Raw genomic sequence first — 22,237 nt, 5'->3', positions numbered from 1 at the left:
AGTTTCATTTTGTGAATGATTTAACTAACAAGCTGATCTCTTGGTACTTAATTAATAAGCGAGAGCTGCCCTGGCGCAATACCATAGATCCCTACAGTATTTGGCTTTCAGAAATTATACTTCAACAAACCCGTGTAGATCAGGGAATGCCTTATTATTTCAGCTTTGTCGAAAAATATCCTACCGTACATGATTTAGCGAAAGCGCCAGAAGACGATGTGCTTAAATTGTGGCAGGGGCTAGGCTATTATTCCCGAGCCAGAAACCTGCATGCCACCGCAAAAATGGTTAGTAACGAGCGCAATGGCAAGTTCCCGGACACCTATAAAGGCCTAAAAACACTAAAGGGAGTGGGTGATTATACGGCGAGTGCCATTGCTTCCATATGTTTTGGAGAGGATGCGGCAGTTGTAGATGGCAATGTGTACCGTGTGCTGTCGCGCGTATTTGGTATCGATACGCCTATCAACACCGGAGCCGGCCAGCGCGAGTTTAAAGCGCTGGCGCAGGAACTTATAGATCCTAAAGAACCAGCGCTTTTTAACCAGGCGATTATGGAATTTGGAGCCATACAGTGCAAGCCTAAAAATCCGTATTGCCTACACTGCCCACTTAATGATCGTTGCGTGGCACTCAAGGAAAATAAAATTGATAGTCTGCCGGTCAAAAAAGGAAAGGTCAAGGTTAGGAATAGATATTTTAATTACCTTGTCTTTATGCTAAACGGAAAATTTACGCTTTTAAAACAACGCACGGACAAGGGAATCTGGCGCGGTTTGTTTGAATTTCCATTGCTGGAGAGTGAAAACAATCTTGATCTTGCCGAATTTGTTGACCAACTAAAAAATCAAACCTTTAAGGAGGAAAATATTGCGGAATACGTCAATAAAATACATCCAGGAAATATTCAATTATACAATGCGGAAGCCGTTCAGCATAAATTGTCGCATCAGCATCTTTTTGTGAAATTCTGGATCGTTCAATTGCAGGAAGATCACGTAGGGAACGCTTTGATCCCAATTGAAAATATACACGATTATGCAGTGCCCCGGGTAATTGACAGGTTTCTGGAAACCTTCGATTTTTGAATGAGGAAATGCGTGGATGAGGAAATTAGAAGATGTGTGGATGAGAAAATTTGTGAATAAGGGGTGTTCAGATCGACAAATCTTCAAATCAACAGATTCGCACATCAAACCATCCGCACATCAGATAATCCTCTAATCCTCAATAACATTATAATCATTTTCCACAGCAATAGATTCCCTGCTAAAATACATTTCAAGTTCTTTTTGTGTTGCTTCAGAAGTAATGATATCTTTTACAAGTTTTCCTTTTTCAAGAACGACAATGCGCTGGCATACTTCTGTGACATGTTGTAAATCGTGACTGGAAACGAGTACGGTTACACCGGTATCTTCCGCAAGTTTTTTGATGATTCCCTTAAGGCGTATTTGTGTGGTGGGATCCAGGTTTGCAAAAGGTTCATCTAAAATGATCACATCAGGATTGCCTATTAGCGTAGCCACAATGCCCACTTTTTTCTGATTTCCCTTAGAGAGGTCCCGCAGGTATTTGCGTTGGTGGAGGATTTCATCATTAAAGAAATCAGTAAAACCAGCCAATAAACGGTCTACATCAGCCTTATTTTGACCACGTAATTCACCAATAAAATAGAAATATTCTTCCGGGGTTAAGTATCCTATCAGGAAAGTTTCGTCTATAAAAGAAGCCGTATGCGATTTCCAACTTTCGTCTTCATTGACCTTTACTCCGTTGTTCTCAATAAATCCCGTAGTGGGCTGAATGAGATCCAGCAATGCACTAAACAGCGTGGTCTTACCCGCGCCATTGTTACCTACCAGCCCAAAGGACTGACCTTGTGGGACATCAAGCGTTTCAATATTTAAAACGGTAACACCTTTGTAAGTTTTTGAAAGTTCGTGAATATGTATCATATTATTGCTATTACTATTATCATTAATATTTAACCTGAAACATTTCCGCAATCCATTAAAACCCCTTTGGGGGTAAGGGGGAATTACGTAGTTTGCTTGTAAGCAGCAATGGTTTTATATTTTTCGGCTTTATAGACCGACTCAATTTTTTTGAACATCCAGTCCCTAAAGGCAAAACCGGCCAGGCCGGCAAGTGCTATCAGCGCATAGCCAAATGTAGGTCCCAGGGTAAAATGACCAGCTGCGTAGAGAATTATGGGAAGTAAAAATTTTGGGATCGAAATCAAAATGGATTTTAGATTGAATGCGGAAGAGTCGCCAAAGGCTTTTTTTCCGCTGGTTAAATCTATGGGGGATTTGTTAAAAGCTCCACCCAGCATTACCACGTGCGCATTCACTCCCATATTAAAGATACCACCCACTACGATCGCGGCATATGCCTGCCAGCCGTAATATAAATATCCTGCTCCTAAAATAGTACTAACCGCCGTAGCCATGACGATGAGATACCATTTTGAGGTAAGATATTCCTTATAACTGATGTTCTGGGTCATCATTAAGGGATAATAGGAACTGTCCCAACTGGGTACAAATTGACCAAAACTGAACAGAAAACCTCCAGAGACAAAAATCCCGGCAAAAATTTTCATAAAAGGATTATTATAACTTTCTATCCCTCCCGTAAAAAAAAGAAGGCCATAAAACAAGAAGGCAACGCTCATGATTACCGTGGTCTTGCTGCGCTTATTCCTTTTTATAAGTTTGATGTCGTTTTTAAGGAATATGGAAATACGCCCAAAACGGTTGAGCCAGTCCAGATTTTCAGTAGAAGCTGTGCTCGCTTTTGTCGCCAGGCCGGCATCCATGTATAAGCGTGCGCTAAAGTAGCGGTGTGCCAGATATATCATTAGGCCAAGTACGATCAGCGGAATCAAAAATAACCAGTAGGTACTGTACAAGTTTTGAAAGAAAGGAAGTGCATACTCAGTAATGTCAAAATAACCATAATACTGTGCACCGCCCAGCGCGGCAAGTCCAAGGGCAACCAACGCTACAAGTCCCTGGGCATCATTAAGGAAAATATTGATAAAATTATTTATGTAGAACAGGAAGATTATCCCTAATAACCAGCAGGTTATGCCCTGTGGGTCATAGCCGTTAAGGAGCAAAACAACCGTAAATGGAATAAAGAAAAATGCGTGTACGAGATTGAAATAGGAAACGGCAGTTTTGCCAAGTGCGTAGTTTACTATCTTTTTCTTGTCAAAAGGGAGTAAAAGCAGCGGTTTTATGTTGATTATTGGCATTTTTTGAAAGAAATACCTGAAAATAAGATCGCCCGCCAGATAATAGATCATAAAGCGGTTAACCGTCTGTAAGGGTTCGTAACCATTTTTTTCCAAACCATAAAAAAGACCTATCCCCGCAAAAGTGAACATGGCGATAAAATAAAGTGCACCAAGTGCCATAAATATTTTAATGACAATATTGGCTTTCAATGATGCCGAACGAAAAAACCCTTTCCATTGCAGGGTGATAAAATGTTTGAACATGCCCTTAGTTTTTGGTTGTCTGTGGTTTGCTTCTTTATTAGTGTGAAAATTAGTAAAATGTTACGCTAGAATATTGAATGCTTTGTATTTTTACCCACAAAAAAGGAATTTATGGCAGATTTTAATCCGCTGAAGATACAGGATATAAAGCGTGAAACGCCCCAGGCGGTAAGCCTTACTTTTGATGTCCCACAAGAATTAAAGCAGGACTATACTTTCAAAGCGGGGCAATATATAACCTTAAAAACCGAAATAAACGGTAAAGAAGTAAGACGTTCCTATTCCCTGTGTTCAACACCGGGAAGTGGACTTTTGAAAGTTACCGTAAAAGAAGTGCCGGGCGGTACATTTTCGGTAGAGGCAAACTCGAGTTTTGAAGTGGGCCAGACGCTTATGGTGCATCCACCAGAAGGTAGGTTTGTATTTGAGCCTGAAACTTCCGCAAAAAAAGATTATGCCGCATTTGCTGCCGGGAGCGGGATCACACCGGTAATGTCTATCATGAAAACCATTCTGGAAGAGGAGCCTAAAAGTAGATTTGTACTCGTTTACGGTAACAAATCGCTGGAGGAAACCATTTATTACAAAGAGCTGTTAGCGCTTCAGCTTAAGTATGGCGACCGTCTGGATGTAGAATTTGTTTATAGTCGTACACAGGAACCAGATACCCATTTTGGCCGTATTGAGCGATCAACGGTCAACTACGTGGTGAAAAACAAATTTAAGGGGCATGATTTTGATCGGTTCTACCTTTGTGGTCCAGAGCAAATGATAAACATGGTTACCGAAGTCCTAACCGAAAACAAAGTTGCTAAAGACAATATTCATTTTGAACTTTTTTCAAGCGATGATCAGAGTGATGTCAGTGCGAGCCTTGATGGCCGGGCCAAGATCAAGATAATCGTTGATGACGAGGAATTTGAATTTGATATGCCACAGGATGAGATTATACTGGATGCGGCACTGAGTCAGGGAATAGATGCCCCGCACTCCTGCCAGGGTGGGATCTGCGCCAGTTGTATCGCTAGGGTTACTAACGGTAGCGCAACCATGCGCAAAAACCAGATATTAACTGATGATGAGGTTGCCGAAGGTCTGGTACTTACCTGCCAGGCACATCCCACGAGCGCAAGTATCACGATAGATTATGATGAAGCTTAAAGGCTGGCAGATTTTGAGATCCTAAGGTATTGGGTTACATTTAGGCAGCATTAGTCCTAAAAATGAACTACTTTAAGTGTTTTGCGTTTATCCGTTATGTTTTTCTATTGTGCTTTTTTACAATGGAAGCGCAACAATTATTGCCGCCGGTTACTAACTTTTCAGTAAATGATTATGGAGCGGCAAGCCAAAACTGGGATGTAGGCAGTGCTGAAGATGGTGTTGTTTATGCTGCAAACAATGAAGGTCTGTTGCGCTATGATGGCCAGCGGTGGCAGTTGTACAGTTTGCCGAACAAAACTATTATACGTTCCGTTTTATGTGTTGGGAAGCGTATTTATACCGGTTCTTATGAAGAATTTGGTTTTTGGGAAAAAGACCTTTACGGAAGCCTTTCTTACACCTCCTTAACACATCTTCTGCAGCCGGCAAGTTTCAATAATGAGGAATTCTGGCAGATCGAACCCTATAAAGATGGCGTTGCTTTTCGCTCTTTTGGTCAGGTTTATATCTATGATAATAAAACCATAAGGGCGATAAAACCAGATTTCCTGATTACTTCCCTTTTAAATGTTAAAGGGAAATTGATTATTGGTTCAAATAAAGGTCAGGTTTACACTTTAACAGGAAGCAAACTAGAACTTCTTTCTTCAAATACGACTCCGGAAGGGGTTCCTATTGCCGCGCTCACTTATTTTGAAGACCAGCTGATCCTGGGAACAAAGGCAGATGGTCTCTTCAAAATGCAAGATCAGGAGATTGTTCCCTGGGAAAATAGCGAGCTAAATGATTTTTTAATTACCCATGAGCTGAATAAAATCTCTACAATCACAACTTCAACAATTGCTTTTGGGACCATACAGGGTGGTTTGCTCATTTTTGACTCCAATAAGGGAAGAACCCTTTATTACAACAGAGGCAATGGACTTACGAACAATACTGTTTTAGCGCTTCATGAGATAAATGGAAACCTCTGGGTGGGTCTCGACAATGGCCTTGATAAAATCAAACTTCAGGGAGGAATTTCTATATATCTGGAAGAAACTGGCGAACTGGGTGCCGTTTATGATATCGCCATAAAAGGCAATGACCTTTATCTGGGTACAAATACGGGAATTCATTTAATTAGGGACAACCATCGCGAGTTTGTACCAGGATCTCAAGGGCAACTGTGGTCGTTCTCTGCCCTTGACGACCAACTTATTGCCAATCACAATAGAGGCATTTTTAAGATAAAAGGTTTAGATCTCCATGAAATTTCTGATCTCACGGGAAGCTATAGTACTACAGCTTTGCTGGGAAGTGATGACTTCTATATTAGCGCGACTTACAACGGTCTGCGTCTCTTAAAAAGGGGGAGCGATAATCTTGAAATAATTGAAAATCCAGATTCAACGTTATATGTACCGCTCAATAAAATAGTATTTCAAGACGAGACTACATTATGGGCAAGTCATCCTTATAAAAATTTTTATAAGGTACAGATTGATCAAAAAGATAAGCATATTACTTCCTACAAGACCTATGGAAGAGATAGTGTTTTTTCCGCCTTTAAAACCAATGTATATCGTATTAAAGATCAAATTTCTTTCTATAATAATGGCGAATGGTTTGTTTATAACACCATACAGGATAGCATTCTTAAATTTGATGCATTACGATCCTACAGCGATTTTGAATTGGTAGGTCAGGAAAACGAAGCTTTTTGGTTCAAAAACAGAAAAGGTTCGGGGTTAATTTATACTGATTTTGCCGGCGATAGTATTTATATCAGTGAGCCCTTACTTGAGGATAATCTTATCAAAGGCTATGAAAATATTGAACGAATCAATGACAGTATATTTTATATAGCCCTTAACGATGGGTATGCGGCGCTAAACTTAAATGCATTTCGTAGAAATAGGAAGAATGAGGAAATCCCTAAGCCCCAATTGGAATATTTTAAAAACACAGCAGATCCCATACAAATAAATGGAGCGTCTGAAGAACCTTCTTTTAAGCGCGCAGATCTATTAACGCTGGGCTTTTCAGCACCTACTGTGAGTAGTTCTTCCTTTATCTATAAACTTGGAGATAATACGGAAAAACCTATGGAAAATGGATTCGTGGATTTTCAAAATCTGGATCCTGGTCATTATGATTTAAAAATCTGGACGCTGGTAAACGGTTCAAAAAGCAAGGATCCCCTGATAATTTCCTTTAGTATAAGGCCACCATGGTATTTCAGTGGGTTTGCAAAAGGTTTGTATCTTATGTTAATGGTTATCATCATTATCTCTATTTATATCGTAAATAAACATAAACTGAATCAGCACCGTCGTGAATTAGAAAAGCGAATTGAGAAAGAACAGGAACGCAAGGTGCAAATCGCAGAACGAAACAATCTTCTAAAAGAAATTGATATCAAAAGAAAAGAACTGGCCAATTCAACTTATCAGGCCGCTCAGCGCAATAAAATTCTGATTGAAGTCAAAAAAGAGCTTGCAGAAGTAAAAGATAAATTTGAAAGTAAGTCAAAATATAACGCCATTGACCAGAAGATAAGTACAATGGTGGAGGGCAAGAATGACTGGAAAGTTTTTGAAGCTAATTTTAAAGATGTCAACCAGGATTTTTTCCAAAACCTATTAAAGCAGTATCCCAATCTCAGTACTAAAGATTTAAAGCTTTGTGCCTATCTCAAAATGAATCTGAGTACTAAAGAAATTGCCCCACTAATGGCAATAACGGTTCGTGGTGTCGAGATTCACAGATACAGATTGAGGAAAAAACTGGATATCAAGACGACTAAGAATTTATCAAAATTCCTTATCAAAAACTTTTGAAAGAATAATTAGAAGCGCTTAAAATAAGAAATAGTCAAAAAAACCTTATCACCAGAATTTGCCTTTATTTTCAAAATTAGGTATTCTCAGTATTCATTTTTTTCTACAACAACATCTAAAATCCACTTAAAAATTACATCATTAGTACATCAAACCTTAAATATGGGCAAGGTTAAACAGTCTGTTTATAGATATAAATAGCTAATTTTTAATGATTTAAGTATTTAAATGCTTTTGATGTATTTGATATGTACCCTTCAACGATAACGTTTGAGGTAAATTTGAGGACTAAATTGAGTTGAAATTTAGAGAGTAATTCAATGAAACCAATTTCAAACAAATAAGGTGTATGAAAACAAAGTTACAGTTCATCTTCTTCCTGATGATGTTCACTTCGCTCGCCTGGGCGCAAGGAGACAAAACAATTACGGGTACAGTTACAGATGATACCGGGGGGCCGTTGCCGGGTGTCAATATTGTAATACAAGGAACCACAACAGGCACCCAGACTGATTTTGACGGAAATTATTCCCTAAACGCATCATCCGGGGATGTATTAACGTATTCTTATTTAGGTTTCGAGACGAAAGAAGTTCCTGTCGCAGACCAATCTGAAATCAATGTAGGTATGGTATCTGCCGCTAGTGATCTAGATGAGGTAGTAGTCGTAGGATATGGTAGCCAGAAAAGGAGCGATATTACTGGGGCGGTAGTCTCTGTGAAATCTGAAGAAATATCAAAGCAGCCTGCAACCAGTGCCCTACAATCTGTACAGGGTAAAGTTGCCGGTGTAAACATTGTCTCTAACGACTCACCAGGATCAAGCCCTACGGTTATTATGCGTGGTCTGGGTACATCAGAAGGTGGTAGGGACCCTTTCTACGTTGTAGATGGCCAGCCGGTTTCTGATATACGAAGTATCAGCCCTAATGACATTGAGAGTATAGATTTCTTAAAAGGAGCCTCTTATGCTAACATTTATGGTATACGAGCAGCAAACGGTGTTATTTTGGTTACAACCAAAAAAGGAAAAAAGGGAGCTCCTGTATTTAGGTTAGAATCTTACTATGGTGCACGGAGTATCCTTAATAAAGTAGATATGGCTAATGGAGCGCAGTATCGTCAATATTTCAATGAGGCTAGTGCAGCAACAGGAAGTTTTCAATTAGCACCTAATCAGGCCTATGATACAGATTGGTATGATGAATTGTTACAGGTAGGTAATATCAACAATAACAGTTTCTCTGTTTCTGGTGCTGGGGATAATATTGACTACTTTTTAAGTTATAACCTGTATCAGGAAGAAGGTATTCTACAAGATGCAACCTATAGAAGGGGTACTATTAGAAATAACAATACGTACCACATGTTTGATGATAAATTCAGGATCATTTCTAATTTGAACATTACTTATACAAAAGAGAGACCAAAACCTTTTGGCGCCTTTAGTCAAGCCTACAGTCAATCGCCTTTAGTGCCGGTTTATTATGATAATGGACTCTTTGGTCAGTCTTTTGTGAATCAGACCACAGGCGTAGTAGGTTATCAAGTGGGTCCAGGGGAAACCTTGGGGAGATTGAACCAGGCAGGGAATCCAGTAGCCAGTGTATTTTTTGCAGATGAAGACATAAACACAACCACGCTACAGGGTCAGCTCAGTGCGGAACTTGACCTTACAGATGATTTGATGCTCACGACCCGTTTTGGGGCTACCAAGTTTTATTCTAAGCGACATGATTTTAATGACATAAGGGCCCAATGGCTTAATGGAGATCCTAGTAGGACCGCAGCGTTTTTTGATGAGCAACGCACAGATCCTGATGGTGATGGAGAGGTTTCTACACAATACGCAAATAACAGGTATGAAGTGCAAAGTGTTGAATCTTTTAGATGGAACTTAGAAAGTTTCCTTACTTACACAAAGACCTTTGATAAGCATGACATTAGTGCAACCCTGGGTCTAAGTCGTGAAAATTTTGGCGGAGGAGAGAGAATTACAGCCCTGGCTTATGATGTTTACAATCAAAAGCGTCTTAGAAGTTTTGGTTACAGAACCGACAGGATTTTTGATGATTCCGTGGATCAGACTACAGGGGATGAATTTCAATCTACAAACCTACAGTCGTATTTTGGAAGGGTAGAATACAATTATGATTCTAAATATTACGTAAGAGGTGTACTGAGAAGGGATGGAACCAGTGATTTTGCTACAGGAGATGGGAATTACTTTGATTATTTCCCGGCAGTGAGTTTAGGTTGGACCATGTCTAATGAGGCCTTTATGGAAAATACGGACTGGTTATCTAATTTGAAGTTTTTTGCAGGTTGGGGTAAGTTGGGTAATGCCAATGTTCCTTTTAATGTACAATCTATAGTCGCGGAAGCAGGAAGTGGCAATACTAATTATGTATTTGGCCCTTCACAAGGTCTAAATTTAGGAGCAGCTTTGGGCAGCCCGGCGTTTCCTATTTCGTGGGAGGTAACCGAAGAATGGGAATTCGGTTTTGATTTTGGTCTGTTTAACAGTAAGTTATCAGGTACCATAGATTATTATGATCGTACAAATACTAATGCAATCCTTGAAGTTAGACCCCTTCTTAATTCAGAATACAGTAATAATTTCTTTGATGAAGCTGCCGAAATAACCAATAGCGGTTTTGAATTTTTAGTAAACTGGAGGGATCAGATAGGTCAGGATTTCAGCTACAATGTAGGTTTTAACCTTTCTACCAATAAAAATAGGGTGCAGAACGTTAAGCCAGCTTACGATGGTGCAATAGGAGGAGATTTGAGTAATGGGCAAATCACGAAGAGATTGCAGGGTGGCCAGCCCATCTTCGCCTGGTGGTTGCTAGAGTCTGACGGCGTATGGGAATCACAGGAGCAAATTGATGATAATGCTTCAATAGGTAATGCTGCGGCAGGACATTTGCGTTATGTAGATCAAAACAATGATGGCGTTATTGATGACAGGGACAAAAAATTCTACGGAAATTATATCCCCACATTTAACTACGGTATCAATATAGGTGTAAACTACAAAAATATTGACTTTAGTGTAGATGGTTTTGGTGTAGGTGGGAACAAAGTGTATAATGGCCTTGCAAATACACGTCTGGGTGTTGAGAATATACCTGTTGATTTATTTAACGGCCGCTGGACACCAGACAATACTTCAGCTTCAAAGCCAGGTTCTAATAGAGATGCATTGGCGTCCTCTTATTGGTTGGAAGATGGTGATTATTTCAGGTTGAACAACGTCACCTTAGGCTACACGTTTGAGGACTTTTCAGTTATCAGTAAAGCTAGGCTTTATGTGACTTTACAAAACCCGTTTATGATCACTAACTATTCTGGCTTTACGCCGGAATTGAATCAGGATGGAAACCCTCAGGGAACAACTGGCGTAGAATTGTCAGCTTATCCCACAACGAGAACGTTCATCTTTGGAGCTAACTTTCAGTTATAATATTAAAAAAACTCATTATGAATACAATATATAAATTAGGTATATGCAGCCTCTTTATGGGCTTCGCAGTTACTTCATGTGATGAATTTGTAGAAGAAGTGGAGGTAATAAACCCAGTTGCTGCAGATAGTGGTGATGATTTTACACCAGCTGACTTTTTAACCGGCGTTTATGGTATGCATACTGACTTTAGTTATGCGTTCTCCTTTTTAGGTATTACCGAAATCATTTCAGATAATGCGGACAAAGGGAGTTCGCCCACAGATACCGGAGCCGACAAAAATTTGCTGGATGGTTTGACCTATACTACATCATCACCTTCTATACGGAGTATGTGGGAATTATGGTATAAAACAATTGGACGTGCATCACAATCTATAGAGATTACTCAAAATGATGCCAATATTGATGAAAACTTACGTTCCCGCCTCATGGGTGAGGCAAAATTTCTTCGTGCGCTCAACTATTTCTGGTTGGTACGTTCTTTTGGAGATGTGCCCATTCAGGAAATAGATCTTATAGCCCGCGCGCCAAAGGCTGAGGTTTACGAGTATATTGAGCAGGATTTAATGGATGCAATAGCTGCTTTGCCATTAAAAAGTGAATATGCCGCTCAGGATCTTGGCCGCGCCACAAAGGGTGCCGCACAGGGTTTACTTGCAAAAGTATATTTATACCAGGAAAAATGGCAGGAGGCCGCAGATATGACCAATAATGTGATCAATTCTGGCATTTATGGCCTTGAGCCAGACTATGCAACCGTATGGAGGGAATCTACAGAAAATGGAATGGAATCCCTTTTTGAAATTCAGGCCCGTGGGGAAATCATTGCACACGGTGTGCAACAATATTCAATGACCCAAGGTGCCCGTGGCGCTGGTGGATGGGGCTGGGGCTTTAACACACCTTCTGAAGATTTATTGAATGCCTATAACGCAGCCGGCGATTCAATTCGCCGGGATGCCACCATCATTTTTGCGGGGGAAACTTTATTTGATGGGAGAGAAGTAAGTGCCGGGGTTGAAAATCCTAGATATAATGAGAAAGCCTATTCTTCAGCATATACAGATCAAGAAGACACAGATAAGAATATTCGTGTACTTCGCTATGCAGAACTGTTACTTATTCGCGCGGAAGCGCTAAATGAGTTAGGTCAATCAGCTGCTGCCTTAGCGCCTTTAAATCAAGTGCGTAACCGCGTAAATTTAGATGATATTACAACTACAGATCAATCGGCATTAGGCGATGCAATCTTTCTGGAAAGAAGACTGGAGCTAGCTATGGAGCATGACCGCTGGTTTGATCTCGTCAGGACAAAAAAGGCTGCTGCTGTAATGACAGCACTGGGTCTTCCCTTTCAGGAAAGAAACTATTTGTTTCCCATACCGAACAACCAATTGATACAAACACCAGAAATGACTCAGAATCCAGGATGGTAAACTTAAAAACACATAGGAATAAAATTGTTTTGGTTCTTGCGCTTATCGTTTTAACCATAAGCTGCAAGAACAAGGAAAATGAACAGAAATCTGCTGCCGTTGCTACAACGGCGGCAGATTCCGTTTCTACGGAAGCCTTACTGGATACGGTGCAGCAGCAGACCATAAATTATTTCTGGGATGGTGGCAATCCAGATTCTGGCCTGGCATCAGAGCGTATCCACATGGACGGGGTTTATCCCAGCAATGATAAAAACACGGTCACCATAGGGGGTACTGGTTTTGGACTTATGGCTATTTTAGCTGGTATAGAACGCGGTTTTATACCTAAAAAGGAAGGTTTTGAGCGTTTTCAGAAAATGGTGGATTTTCTTGGGAAAGCTGACCGTTTTCACGGTGCCTGGCCACATTGGCTGGATGGAACCACAGGAAAAGTGAAACCTTTTGGTAAGAAGGATGATGGCGGTGACCTGGTAGAAACAGCGTTCCTGGTTCAAGGGTTGCTTGCCGTTAAAGAATATTATCAGGACGGTAATGAAGCCGAAAAACAACTTGCAGCAGATATCAATATCCTTTGGGAAGAAGTAGAATGGGACTGGTATACGCAAGGAAAAAATGTGCTCTATTGGCACTGGTCGCCCAAGTATACCTGGGACATGAACTTTGCCGTTACCGGTTACAACGAAGCACTTATAATGTACGTGCTGGCTGCAGCTTCTCCCACACACCCCATTACTAAAAAGATTTACGAAGAAGGCTGGGCGCGAGGTGGAAATATTAAGAATGATACGATGATGTATGGCTTAAAAACGGTGCTTGATCACTACCCAGATGGGGATGATCCCGTAGGGCCACTTTTCTGGGCACATTATTCGTATTTAGGGCTTGATCCTAACGGACTCAAAGATCAATATGCTGATTATTGGGAGCTGAATACAAATCACGCTTTGATACAGTACAAATATGCGGTTGATAACCCCAAGGGTTTTAAAGGTTATGGAAAAGATATGTGGGGAATGACCTCAAGCTATTCCATGAATGGATATGCGGGTCATCAGCCCAGTAACGATCTGGGTGTTATTTCGCCCACGGCAGCACTTTCCAGCATGCCTTATACACCGAAGGAAAGCGAGCGTTTTTTGAACTTTATGTATACTAAAGAAGATACGTTGATTGGAAAATATGGTCCTTATGACGCCTTTAGTCTTCAGGACAACTGGTATGAACGACGTTATCTTGCAATAGATCAGGGCCCTATCCCCGTAATGATCGAAAATTATAGAAGTGGACTTTTATGGAAGCTTTTTATGAATAATGAAGATGTGCAGAATGGTCTGCGCAAACTGGGCTTCACAAGCCCTTATCTTGAATAGCATGAATTTTGCAAAATACTTATTTATAATAGGAATTCTATTTTTCGTGGGCTGTTCTTCAGATAGTGGAGACGCAGTTCAGGAAGAAGTCCCCCCGGTTGTAGATCCTGAAGATTCCCAGCCTCCTGCATCAGATCCTGAAATCAGTGAGGCTGATCTTCTTGATCTTACCCAACGGGAAACTTTTAAGTATTTCTGGGATTTTGCCGAAAAAAATTCCGGCGCAGCCCGTGAGCGTTATATTCCTGCCAACGCTTCACAAGATCAAAATATAGTAACTACTGGTGGTACGGGTTTTGGCCTGATGAGTATTATCGTTGGTATAGAACGCCAATTTATTAGCCGTCCAGAAGGCGTGGCACGGTTTACTCAAATCTTGGGTTTTTTAAAAAACGCTGATCGTTTTCACGGTGCCTGGCCGCATTGGATCAATGGGTCTACCGGAAATGTTATTCCCTTTAGCGCAGAAGATGACGGTGCAGATCTGGTAGAAACCGCTTTTCTTGCACAGGGATTGATCACTGTGGGAGAATATTTAAAGGATGGTTCTGCAGGGGAAAAGCAACTTTCTAAACAAGCTTTTGATCTTGTCAACAGTATAGAATGGAATTTTTTTACTCAAAACGAGAACGTTCTATACTGGCATTGGAGTCCGAATACCGGTTTCAGTATTAATCTTCAACTAAGGGGATACAATGAGACATTGCTTCCCTATATCCTCGCCGCAGCTTCAACTGATTTTGGAATTGAAAAGGCCGTATATGATGCCGGTTGGGCCCGTAATGGCGGTATTCAATCTGCAAATACAGCCTATAACTATCCACTACTAGTAAAACACGATGGCGCAGAAGAAATGGGCGGTCCCTTGTTCTGGGCACATTATTCCTATCTAGGACTTGATCCCAGAAATCTGGCCGATGCATACTCAAACTATTGGGATGTAAATGTCAATCACAGTTTGATTAATTATTCATATTGCGTGGAAAATCCGTTGGGCTATCGTGATTATGGCGAGAAGTTATGGGGGTTGACCGCGAGCTATTCCCGTAACGCGGATGGGAGTTTAGGATACAATGCGCACAGACCGGGAAATGATGCCGGTGTGATCTCGCCCACTGCGGCCATAAGCAGTATTCCATATACTTCAGAAAAATCACTTGCTGCCCTTTATAATTTTAATGAAAATCGGGAGAAATTACTTGGCCCGGCGGGATTTTACGACGCTTTTAGTCCGCAATATGATTGGGTTGCCGAAGCCTATCTTGCCATTGATCAAGGACCCCAAATTATCATGATCGAAAATTACCGTACAGGCCTATTGTGGAATTTATTTATGCAAAATGAACAAATACAAGCGGGGCTTGACAAGCTTGAATTCAGGTATTAATTTTACTGAAAACAATCAGAAAACTGCCTAAAACATCCATAAATGATTACAAATGACCGATATATTGACTAAAATAGTACATAAACTTGTTCTTATACTAGGTATGATAGTTGTTACCTTGGCTTTTGGGCAGGAAAAGGAACAGTTTAAAAGGGAGTTTTTCGTTGTAAATGGAGATTCCCTAAACTATAGGATTTTATATCCTGAACATTTTTCAGAATCAGAATCGTATCCTCTAGTATTGTTTTTACATGGCGCGGGAGAGCGTGGGAGTGATAATGAAAAACAACTGATTCACGGCAGCCAACTGTTTTTGAACGACCTAAACCGAAAAAAATTCCCTGCAGTTGTGGTTTTTCCGCAATGCCCACAGGATGATTATTGGTCAAATGCTGATGTAGATCGCAGCGGTCCCGGAGTAAAGTTTGCATTTAAAAATGGCGGAGAACCTACAAAGGCACTTGATCAGGTCATGAACCTACTTGATAGTCTTAAAAATAAACCGTTTATAAATCAAAATAGGATATATGTAGGTGGACTTTCCATGGGTGGACTGGGCACGTATGAGATTTTATACCGTAAGCCTAATACTTTTGCAGCAGCGATCGCTATTTGTGGTGGTGCTGCGCCAGAAACGGCTTCCGCATATGCTAAGAATACACCGCTTTGGATTTTTCATGGCGCACTTGATGATGTGGTAGACCCTCTTTATTCAGTAAAAATGACAGAAGCGCTGCTGAAAGCGGGTGCACACCCAAAAATGAATTTATACGATAATGCCAATCACAACAGTTGGGATCAAGCTTTTGCAGAACCCGAACTATTTACATGGATTTTTTCAAAATCTTTAAATAAACCTGAATAATGAGAACATATATATCTTTCCTGACCCTTTTTTTAAGTGTGTTCAGCTTCAGTTTTGCGCAGACCACAAGTGATATTCCAGAAGTACAGGCATTACTGGATAAAATGACCATAGATGAAAAAATAGGCCAGCTCAATCTTGTGACACCGGGTGGAGGTGTGGCGACCGGTTCTGTAGTAAGCAGTAATGTGGAAGCTAAGATCAAAGCCGGTAATGTGGGCGGTTTGTTTGGTATTGCAGGTCCTGAAGAGATAAAAGAAGCGCAGGACCTCGCCGTGAATCAAACCCGGTTGAAGATTCCATTGCTTTTTGGTTCAGATATTATTCATGGGTATAAGACCACGTTTCCCATTCCACTGGGCATGTCTGCCAGTTGGGATATGGAACTGATAAAACACAGTGCAGAAGTGGCTGCCTTAGAAGCTACCGCAGACGGTATAAACTGGAATTTTTCACCTATGGTGGATATCGCCCGCGATCCGCGTTGGGGTCGTATTGCAGAAGGTGCAGGCGAAGATCCATTTTTGGGTTCGGCTATTGCCAAAGCAATGGTAACCGGATATCAGGGAACAGATCTGACCGATCCAAAAACCATGATCGCCACCGTAAAACATTTTGCACTTTATGGCGCTGCAGAAGCGGGTCGGGATTATAATACTACAGATATGAGCCGTATTAATATGTTCAATGAATATTTGCCACCGTACAAAGCTGCGATAGATGCTGGTGTGGGCAGTGTCATGAGTTCCTTCAATGACGTAGATGGTATTCCTGCCAGTGGCAATAAATGGCTGCTAACTGATTTATTGCGTGACCAGTGGGGCTTCAAAGGCCTGGTGGTTTCAGATTATACTTCAGTAAATGAGATGAGCGCGCACGGCCTGGGTGACCTTCAGGCGGTTTCTGCTTTGGCGCTCAACGCCGGTCTGGACATGGATATGGTGGGCGAAGGTTTTTTGACCACGTTAAAAAAATCCCTTGACGAAGGTAAAGTCACCGAAGACGATATTACCCAGGCTGCCCTACGCGTCCTGGAAGCCAAATATAAACTGGGTCTCTTTGAAGATCCTTATAAATATATTGACAAAAAACGCGCAAAAACGGACATTTTAACCCAGGAATCACGTGGTTTTGCCCGAAAACTGGCTGCACATTCTTTCGTTTTATTGAAAAATGACCAAAAAATTCTTCCCCTGAAGAAAAATGCTAAAATCGCTTTGGTAGGTCCGTTGGCAGACAATAAAAATAATATGCTGGGAACATGGGCACCTACGGGAGATCCACAATTATCCATCCCGGTACTGGAAGGTTTTAAGAATGTCGCACCAGATGCGCAAATTACATATGCAAAAGGTTCAAATATTACAAATGATTCCGTCTTTGCGGAAAAATTAAATGTATTTGGCATGCGTGCCGAAATAGATTCCCGCAGTTCGCAGGAATTGATTGACGAAGCTGTTGCGAATGCAAAAAATGCTGATGTGGTAGTTGCGGTCATTGGTGAAGCTACCGAAATGACCGGGGAGGCTTCCAGCCGTTCAAACATCACAATCCCAGAACCACAATTAAAACTGATCGAAGCCCTGCTGGAAACCGGTAAGCCGGTCGCGGTTGTTTTAATGAGCGGTCGCCCGCTTGCCATTGAAGATTTAAACGCGTTACCAGTTGATATCCTTCAGGTATGGCACCCGGGTATAGAAGCAGGTAATGCAATTGCAGATGTTGTCTTTGGCAATTATAACCCATCTGGTAAATTGACCGCAACATGGCCCAGAAATGTGGGTCAGGTTCCTATTTACTATGCTCAGAAAAACACCGGAAGACCCGAAGGTGCGGAATGGTCCAAGTTTAAGTCCAATTATCTGGATGTAGCTAATAGTCCGTTGTTTGCTTTTGGGCATGGTTTAAGCTACACTACTTTTGAATACAGTGATTTGAAAGTCAATAAGGCTAGTATAACTATGGGAGAATCGATAGATATAAGCGTTACCGTTAAGAACACTGGCGAATATGATGGGGAGGAAGTCGTTCAGCTTTATGTACACGACGTTGTACGTAGTATTGCGCCACCAATGCGTGAATTAAAAGGTTTTAAAAAAGTAATGTTGAAAAAAGGTGAAAGCAAATCGATAAAAATCACACTTTCATCAAAAAATTTAAAATTTTATAATAGTACATTAGATTTTTTAGCAGAAGCGGGTATCTTTGAGGCTTTTATGGGAGGCAGCAGTAATGTCTCTGAAAAAGTGGAGTTTGAATTAAAAAAGTAACCCCAATCACAATAATTATTAAAGTATAACAATGAAAAAAATTTACGTAGCGTTATTATTATTTATTTCCGCCCTGGGCTTTTCAAAAGACCTTACCAGCACTGCATATTGGGGCTATGAAAACAAGGAGCAGATTCTTAGCAGCAGGAACAGCAGCACTGCAGCTACGTTAACCTTAACATATCCTAATGGCGATAATATCCTTGAGGCAGGTAAAACTCAGCGTATTACCTGGGAGAGTTCTGAAATAAATACCACTGTATCTATTGAGTTTTCACGGAATAATGGAGGTACATGGAGTACTGTGTCCACGACCTCTGCAGATTTAGGCTATTACGACCTTAAAGTTCCCAATCAAATCTCGAATACTTGCCTAATACGTATTTCTGGAGGCGGGTTGAGCGATACCAGCAACGGTACATTCTCCATTATTAAAGATGAGGATGTAGTCTATCGCATCGTAGTACTAGGTTCTTCAACCGCTGAAGGGGTAGGTCCTGATGATATAAATGACAGTTGGGTAAATAGATACAAAACCTATCTCAATCAAAAAGATACTAGATTTGAGGTAATCAATCTGGGAAAGGGAGGTTATTCAACCTATGATATTTTACCTACGGGAACACCCATCAAGGATGGCGTTAGCAGAACAATTGATACGCAGCGCAATGTCACGAAGGCGCTTTCATATAATCCGGGTGGAATTATTATTAATATGCCCTCTAATGACGCAGCATATGGTTACCCCGCTGAAGATCAAATGAACAATTATGACTTGATAAGCAAGAAAATTGCTGATGCGGAAATACCATTATGGGTAACTTCGGTACAGCCTAAAGATTTTGGTACAAATACCACAAAGAAAAATATTCAATTGGAGATGCTGCAGGCCGTAGACGAGAAATTTGGGAATATGACTATTGATTTTTGGACAGATCTGGGTCAGGAAGATAATAATGGTATATTACCGCAGTATGATTCAGGTGATGGTACGCACATGAATGCCGCTGGTCATTTAGTTCTCTTCAATAGAGTTGTGGATAAGGATATTGATGTTCGCGTCAAAAGCGATATTGATTTAAGTATTGATGATGAAATAACTACAGCGGGTCATTTTATTATTTATCCTAATCCGGTGAACGAGCGTTGTACTATTCAACTTGATAAACAGGCAAATGGAGACGCATTAATCACAGTTTATGATCTTTTAGGCAAAACTGTTTATAGCGCTGTAACACCTTTACAGAATGGAAAAGCTACGTGGTCAAAAGGCGCATTAAAGGCAGGAATATACATACTTCAAGTATCTTATAATGAAAAAATTAACGCACAACGCCTGTTAATTCATTAATTTCATCTAATTTTACCGTAAATTTTATTAATTTAAACCAAATCTATATGAAAACAATTACACAATTATTTTTTCTTCTGGCTTGCACATTTGCAAGTTTTGCACAGACCAAGGCCTACATTGACTTTGGTGCACCAGATAATGAAACAGCTGGTAACTATAATAATGTCAGTACAAATGTTCAGAATGCCCCTAATTTAAACATCGCTGATTTAATAGATAGTGATGGTTTAGCTACAGGGATTACCCTTGATGTTAATATAGCTTTTGATGGTGTCAATTCAAATGGAACAACTGATGCAGGAGATGCTATTCCTTTTCCTACTGCGGCAACTAGTGATAGTTTTTTTGGAGCAGTAAATACATTTAATTCAAACCCAGGACGCCCAGCAGGTGAGTTTACCTTAAGCGGTCTTCAACAGAATATGTTTTACACGTTTTCTATTTTTGCTTCAAGAACTGGAGTAGCTGGTAGCAAGGAAACCCTTTATACATTAAGCGGTGCAACCGTTGAGACTGCTACATTAGAAGTAAATGGGAACAGAGGCAACAGAGTGATTATTGAGAATATGCAAGCTGATGCTAATGGTGAGATTAGTGTAAATGTAACCGCCGGTGCAAATAATACAAGCGGTAATCAATTCTATTACGTAGGTGCCGTAGAACTAATTATGAGTGAGCAAGTTCTTTCTATAGATTCAGAGGTGCTTAACACTTCTCTTGCAGTTTATCCTAATCCTGTATCTAACAGTGCCCAAATCAAATTTGATTTAAAAGAAGCAGCTAATCTTAAAATAGCGATCTATGATCTTTCTGGAAGATTGGTTGAAAATATCGTAAACGCTAAGCAGCCTGCGGGAACCTTCTCAACTACATGGAATCGTTCAGCTAATATCGCTGCTGGAGTTTATATTCTTCAGATAGATGCAGACGGAAAAAGCTATAATTCAAAATTATTATTAAAATAAACGTTAGTTTATTTACTATTACAGCGTTATATTTATTATAACTCTATCAATAGGTATATTTTAAAAGATTCCCATATTTGGTTTATATCCAGTATGGGAATCTTTACATTTAAATAGATTATAAACCCAATTCTAAAGATTACATTATGCGATCATATTCACTAATTTTTCTAACGATGTTTGCCGTACTTACATCCTATAGCCAGGAACTCTATGTAGGACAGGTATATGCCAATATCGAGAAATCGATACACACGTATCAGGACACGCTAAAGCTTGATTTTTATACCGCTAAGGAATCACGGGCAACAGCAGATCGTCCACTTCTGATAATCGTACATGGAGGTGGTTTTTCTGGTGGAAAGCGTGATAATCCTGAAGAAGTCAAATTTGCGCAGACCATGGCAACAAAGGGATACGCAGTTGCCTCTATAAGCTATGATCTTACACGTGCAGGAAAGCGCAATGGTTTTGGTTGTGATTGTCCGGCAAATTTAAAAATAGAGACTTTCGAAGCCAATACCAGAAATATTTTGGAGGCCGTGGATTATTTGAAAAATGGGTCGGATTTCAATTTTGATGCAAATAAAATTATTCTTGTAGGTAGCAGCGCAGGTGCTGAGGGTGTTTTAAATACTGTTTATATGCAAGCCTATCCTGGCTATGCAGACCTTCATTTAGAGCGTTATAAATTTGCAGCGGTAGTTTCCTTTGCGGGTGCTATTCTGGACGCACGTTATATTCAGGAAGGCAACGCAGTGCCTGCCTATCTAATTCATGGCAAACAAGATAATTTGGTTCCGTATGAAAGTGCGCCACATCATTTTTGTAAACTAACCGATGTAGGATTTCTTCCGCTAGACGGCTCAAAGGTGATTGCAGAACGCTTAAAAGCACTAAATGCCTCCCATTATCTTGCAACCGCCCAAGAAGGGAACCACGATTGGGCAGGATTAGGCTACGGCTACGTTGACAGCATTGCAAAATTTATTGATAGAGTTGTCAATAAAGGCGAAATTATAGAGGTAGATGATGCTATTGCGAAGAAGAATTAACAGCTTATCAAATGTACTCCTGGGTCTATAAAAGTATTTAGATTAATGATAGGAGGGGCGTAATAAATTACTAGCTGAAACGTAAACTGGTATTGGAATGATTTCAATACCAGTTTCATTTTAAGTTTATAATTATCTGTAACCGCTAGAATTTACTTTGCGATAAAAGCGTAGTAAAGATCAATTTTTTTGCATTGCTGAAAATTGTCATTTGTTTCTCAACCACTGAATCCTCAATGCAAGGATTATAAGAACGGCAGCATTTATCAAAAGACCTAATGCTTCCCTGGCATGTTCAATGTTATCTATATCCCCACCGTTTATTGCTACCCCTTCAAATTGCGCTGGCCATGATAAAAAAGCGCCTATTACATAAGAAACGGCCAATATATAAGCGATAAGGAAGTTCAATTTTTTAGCTATAAAAAGAACACACCCCACCGCAGCAGATCCATAGATACAATACCATAAGAAGGCATCTGGATCATTGTTTTGTAAAAAAGCAGCCCATCCAAATAGAATGGCAAATACCGCTGCAAAACAGTAAAAAAACGTTTTCATGA

General features: G+C 40.4%; 15 protein-coding genes. 12 read left to right on the top strand and 3 right to left on the bottom strand.

The window, feature by feature from the left end:
• Window positions 1-11: 11 nt before the first annotated feature.
• Complete coding sequence (gene mutY, locus P162_RS07340) at window positions 12-1,088, top strand: A/G-specific adenine glycosylase (RefSeq protein WP_031426622.1); 1,077 nt, start codon at window positions 12-14, stop codon at window positions 1,086-1,088.
• A 132-nt stretch (window positions 1,089-1,220) separates the two neighbouring features.
• Here mutY and P162_RS07335 read toward each other — a convergent pair whose 3' ends face one another.
• Both P162_RS07335 and P162_RS07330 read right to left on the bottom strand, forming a co-directional pair.
• Window positions 1,221-1,958, bottom strand: coding sequence for an ABC transporter ATP-binding protein (locus P162_RS07335; protein WP_031426621.1), 738 nt, complete (start codon window positions 1,956-1,958; stop codon window positions 1,221-1,223).
• Window positions 1,959-2,041: 83 nt separating this feature from the next.
• Entirely contained in the window at window positions 2,042-3,511 is a 1,470-nt protein-coding gene (locus P162_RS07330) for a DUF5687 family protein (RefSeq protein WP_031426620.1), read from the bottom strand.
• A 111-nt stretch (window positions 3,512-3,622) separates the two neighbouring features.
• Between P162_RS07330 and P162_RS07325 the strand changes: the two genes are divergently transcribed.
• The 11 genes from P162_RS07325 to P162_RS07275 all read left to right on the top strand — a co-directional run bounded on the left by P162_RS07325 (window position 3,623) and on the right by P162_RS07275 (window position 21,674).
• Window positions 3,623-4,672 carry a ferredoxin--NADP reductase gene (locus tag P162_RS07325; protein WP_031426619.1) on the top strand — a complete coding sequence of 350 codons (1,050 nt, stop codon included), beginning with the start codon at window positions 3,623-3,625 and terminating at the stop codon, window positions 4,670-4,672.
• 62 nt (window positions 4,673-4,734) lie between these two features.
• Window positions 4,735-7,497 carry a hypothetical protein gene (locus P162_RS07320; RefSeq protein ID WP_031426618.1) on the top strand — a complete coding sequence of 921 codons (2,763 nt, stop codon included), beginning with the start codon at window positions 4,735-4,737 and terminating at the stop codon, window positions 7,495-7,497.
• 349 nt (window positions 7,498-7,846) lie between these two features.
• Entirely contained in the window at window positions 7,847-10,966 is a 3,120-nt protein-coding gene (locus P162_RS07315; RefSeq protein WP_031426617.1) for a SusC/RagA family TonB-linked outer membrane protein, read from the top strand.
• Between the two features lie 17 nt (window positions 10,967-10,983).
• Window positions 10,984-12,405, top strand: coding sequence for a RagB/SusD family nutrient uptake outer membrane protein (locus P162_RS07310; RefSeq protein WP_031426616.1), 1,422 nt, complete (start codon window positions 10,984-10,986; stop codon window positions 12,403-12,405).
• Window positions 12,399-13,778 (top strand): glucoamylase family protein, encoded by a 1,380-nt coding sequence (locus P162_RS07305; RefSeq protein WP_031426615.1) that lies wholly within the window; start codon window positions 12,399-12,401, stop codon window positions 13,776-13,778. The genes P162_RS07310 and P162_RS07305 overlap by 7 nt, the downstream gene beginning before the upstream one ends.
• A 1-nt stretch (window position 13,779) precedes the next feature.
• Window positions 13,780-15,165 carry a glucoamylase family protein gene (locus P162_RS07300; RefSeq protein WP_031426614.1) on the top strand — a complete coding sequence of 462 codons (1,386 nt, stop codon included), beginning with the start codon at window positions 13,780-13,782 and terminating at the stop codon, window positions 15,163-15,165.
• A gap of 52 nt (window positions 15,166-15,217) precedes the next feature.
• Window positions 15,218-16,030 (top strand): prolyl oligopeptidase family serine peptidase, encoded by an 813-nt coding sequence (locus P162_RS07295; protein WP_031426613.1) that lies wholly within the window; start codon window positions 15,218-15,220, stop codon window positions 16,028-16,030.
• Entirely contained in the window at window positions 16,030-18,300 is a 2,271-nt protein-coding gene (bglX, locus tag P162_RS07290; RefSeq protein ID WP_031426612.1) for a beta-glucosidase BglX, read from the top strand. Before P162_RS07295 ends, bglX begins: the two co-directional genes overlap by 1 nt.
• A gap of 31 nt (window positions 18,301-18,331) precedes the next feature.
• Complete coding sequence (locus P162_RS07285; protein ID WP_031426610.1) at window positions 18,332-19,651, top strand: GDSL-type esterase/lipase family protein; 1,320 nt, start codon at window positions 18,332-18,334, stop codon at window positions 19,649-19,651.
• 47 nt (window positions 19,652-19,698) lie between these two features.
• Window positions 19,699-20,619, top strand: coding sequence for a T9SS type A sorting domain-containing protein (locus P162_RS07280; RefSeq protein WP_031426609.1), 921 nt, complete (start codon window positions 19,699-19,701; stop codon window positions 20,617-20,619).
• 146 nt (window positions 20,620-20,765) lie between these two features.
• Complete coding sequence (locus P162_RS07275) at window positions 20,766-21,674, top strand: alpha/beta hydrolase (protein WP_031426608.1); 909 nt, start codon at window positions 20,766-20,768, stop codon at window positions 21,672-21,674.
• A gap of 207 nt (window positions 21,675-21,881) precedes the next feature.
• On the opposite strand, the gene P162_RS07270 is transcribed toward P162_RS07275, so the two are convergent.
• Complete coding sequence (locus P162_RS07270; protein ID WP_031426606.1) at window positions 21,882-22,235, bottom strand: transmembrane 220 family protein; 354 nt, start codon at window positions 22,233-22,235, stop codon at window positions 21,882-21,884.
• Between the last annotated feature and the right edge of the window lie 2 nt (window positions 22,236-22,237).

Origin of the sequence: Flavimarina sp. Hel_I_48 (genome assembly GCF_000733945.1) — a bacterium.
GTDB lineage: Bacteria > Bacteroidota > Bacteroidia > Flavobacteriales > Flavobacteriaceae > Leeuwenhoekiella.
Note: the sequence above shows the minus strand (reverse complement) of the source record. Positions and strands in the feature narration are given on the sequence as shown.

Excerpts from the sequence above, each read along its gene's own strand:
- P162_RS07285 (WP_031426610.1), top strand. The coding sequence starts at position 18,332 with ATGAAAAAAATTTACGTAGCGTTATTATTATTTATTTCCGCCCTGGGC.
- P162_RS07305 (WP_031426615.1), top strand. The coding sequence starts at position 12,399 with ATGGTAAACTTAAAAACACATAGGAATAAAATTGTTTTGGTTCTTGCG.
- P162_RS07320 (WP_031426618.1), top strand. The coding sequence starts at position 4,735 with ATGAACTACTTTAAGTGTTTTGCGTTTATCCGTTATGTTTTTCTATTG.
- P162_RS07300 (WP_031426614.1), top strand. The coding sequence starts at position 13,780 with ATGAATTTTGCAAAATACTTATTTATAATAGGAATTCTATTTTTCGTG.
- P162_RS07335 (WP_031426621.1), bottom strand. The coding sequence starts at position 1,958 with ATGATACATATTCACGAACTTTCAAAAACTTACAAAGGTGTTACCGTT.
- P162_RS07280 (WP_031426609.1), top strand. The coding sequence starts at position 19,699 with ATGAAAACAATTACACAATTATTTTTTCTTCTGGCTTGCACATTTGCA.
- P162_RS07325 (WP_031426619.1), top strand. The coding sequence starts at position 3,623 with ATGGCAGATTTTAATCCGCTGAAGATACAGGATATAAAGCGTGAAACG.
- bglX (WP_031426612.1), top strand. The coding sequence starts at position 16,030 with ATGAGAACATATATATCTTTCCTGACCCTTTTTTTAAGTGTGTTCAGC.
- P162_RS07310 (WP_031426616.1), top strand. The coding sequence starts at position 10,984 with ATGAATACAATATATAAATTAGGTATATGCAGCCTCTTTATGGGCTTC.
- P162_RS07270 (WP_031426606.1), bottom strand. The coding sequence starts at position 22,235 with ATGAAAACGTTTTTTTACTGTTTTGCAGCGGTATTTGCCATTCTATTT.
- P162_RS07330 (WP_031426620.1), bottom strand. The coding sequence starts at position 3,511 with ATGTTCAAACATTTTATCACCCTGCAATGGAAAGGGTTTTTTCGTTCG.
- P162_RS07295 (WP_031426613.1), top strand. The coding sequence starts at position 15,218 with ATGACCGATATATTGACTAAAATAGTACATAAACTTGTTCTTATACTA.
- P162_RS07315 (WP_031426617.1), top strand. The coding sequence starts at position 7,847 with ATGAAAACAAAGTTACAGTTCATCTTCTTCCTGATGATGTTCACTTCG.
- P162_RS07275 (WP_031426608.1), top strand. The coding sequence starts at position 20,766 with ATGCGATCATATTCACTAATTTTTCTAACGATGTTTGCCGTACTTACA.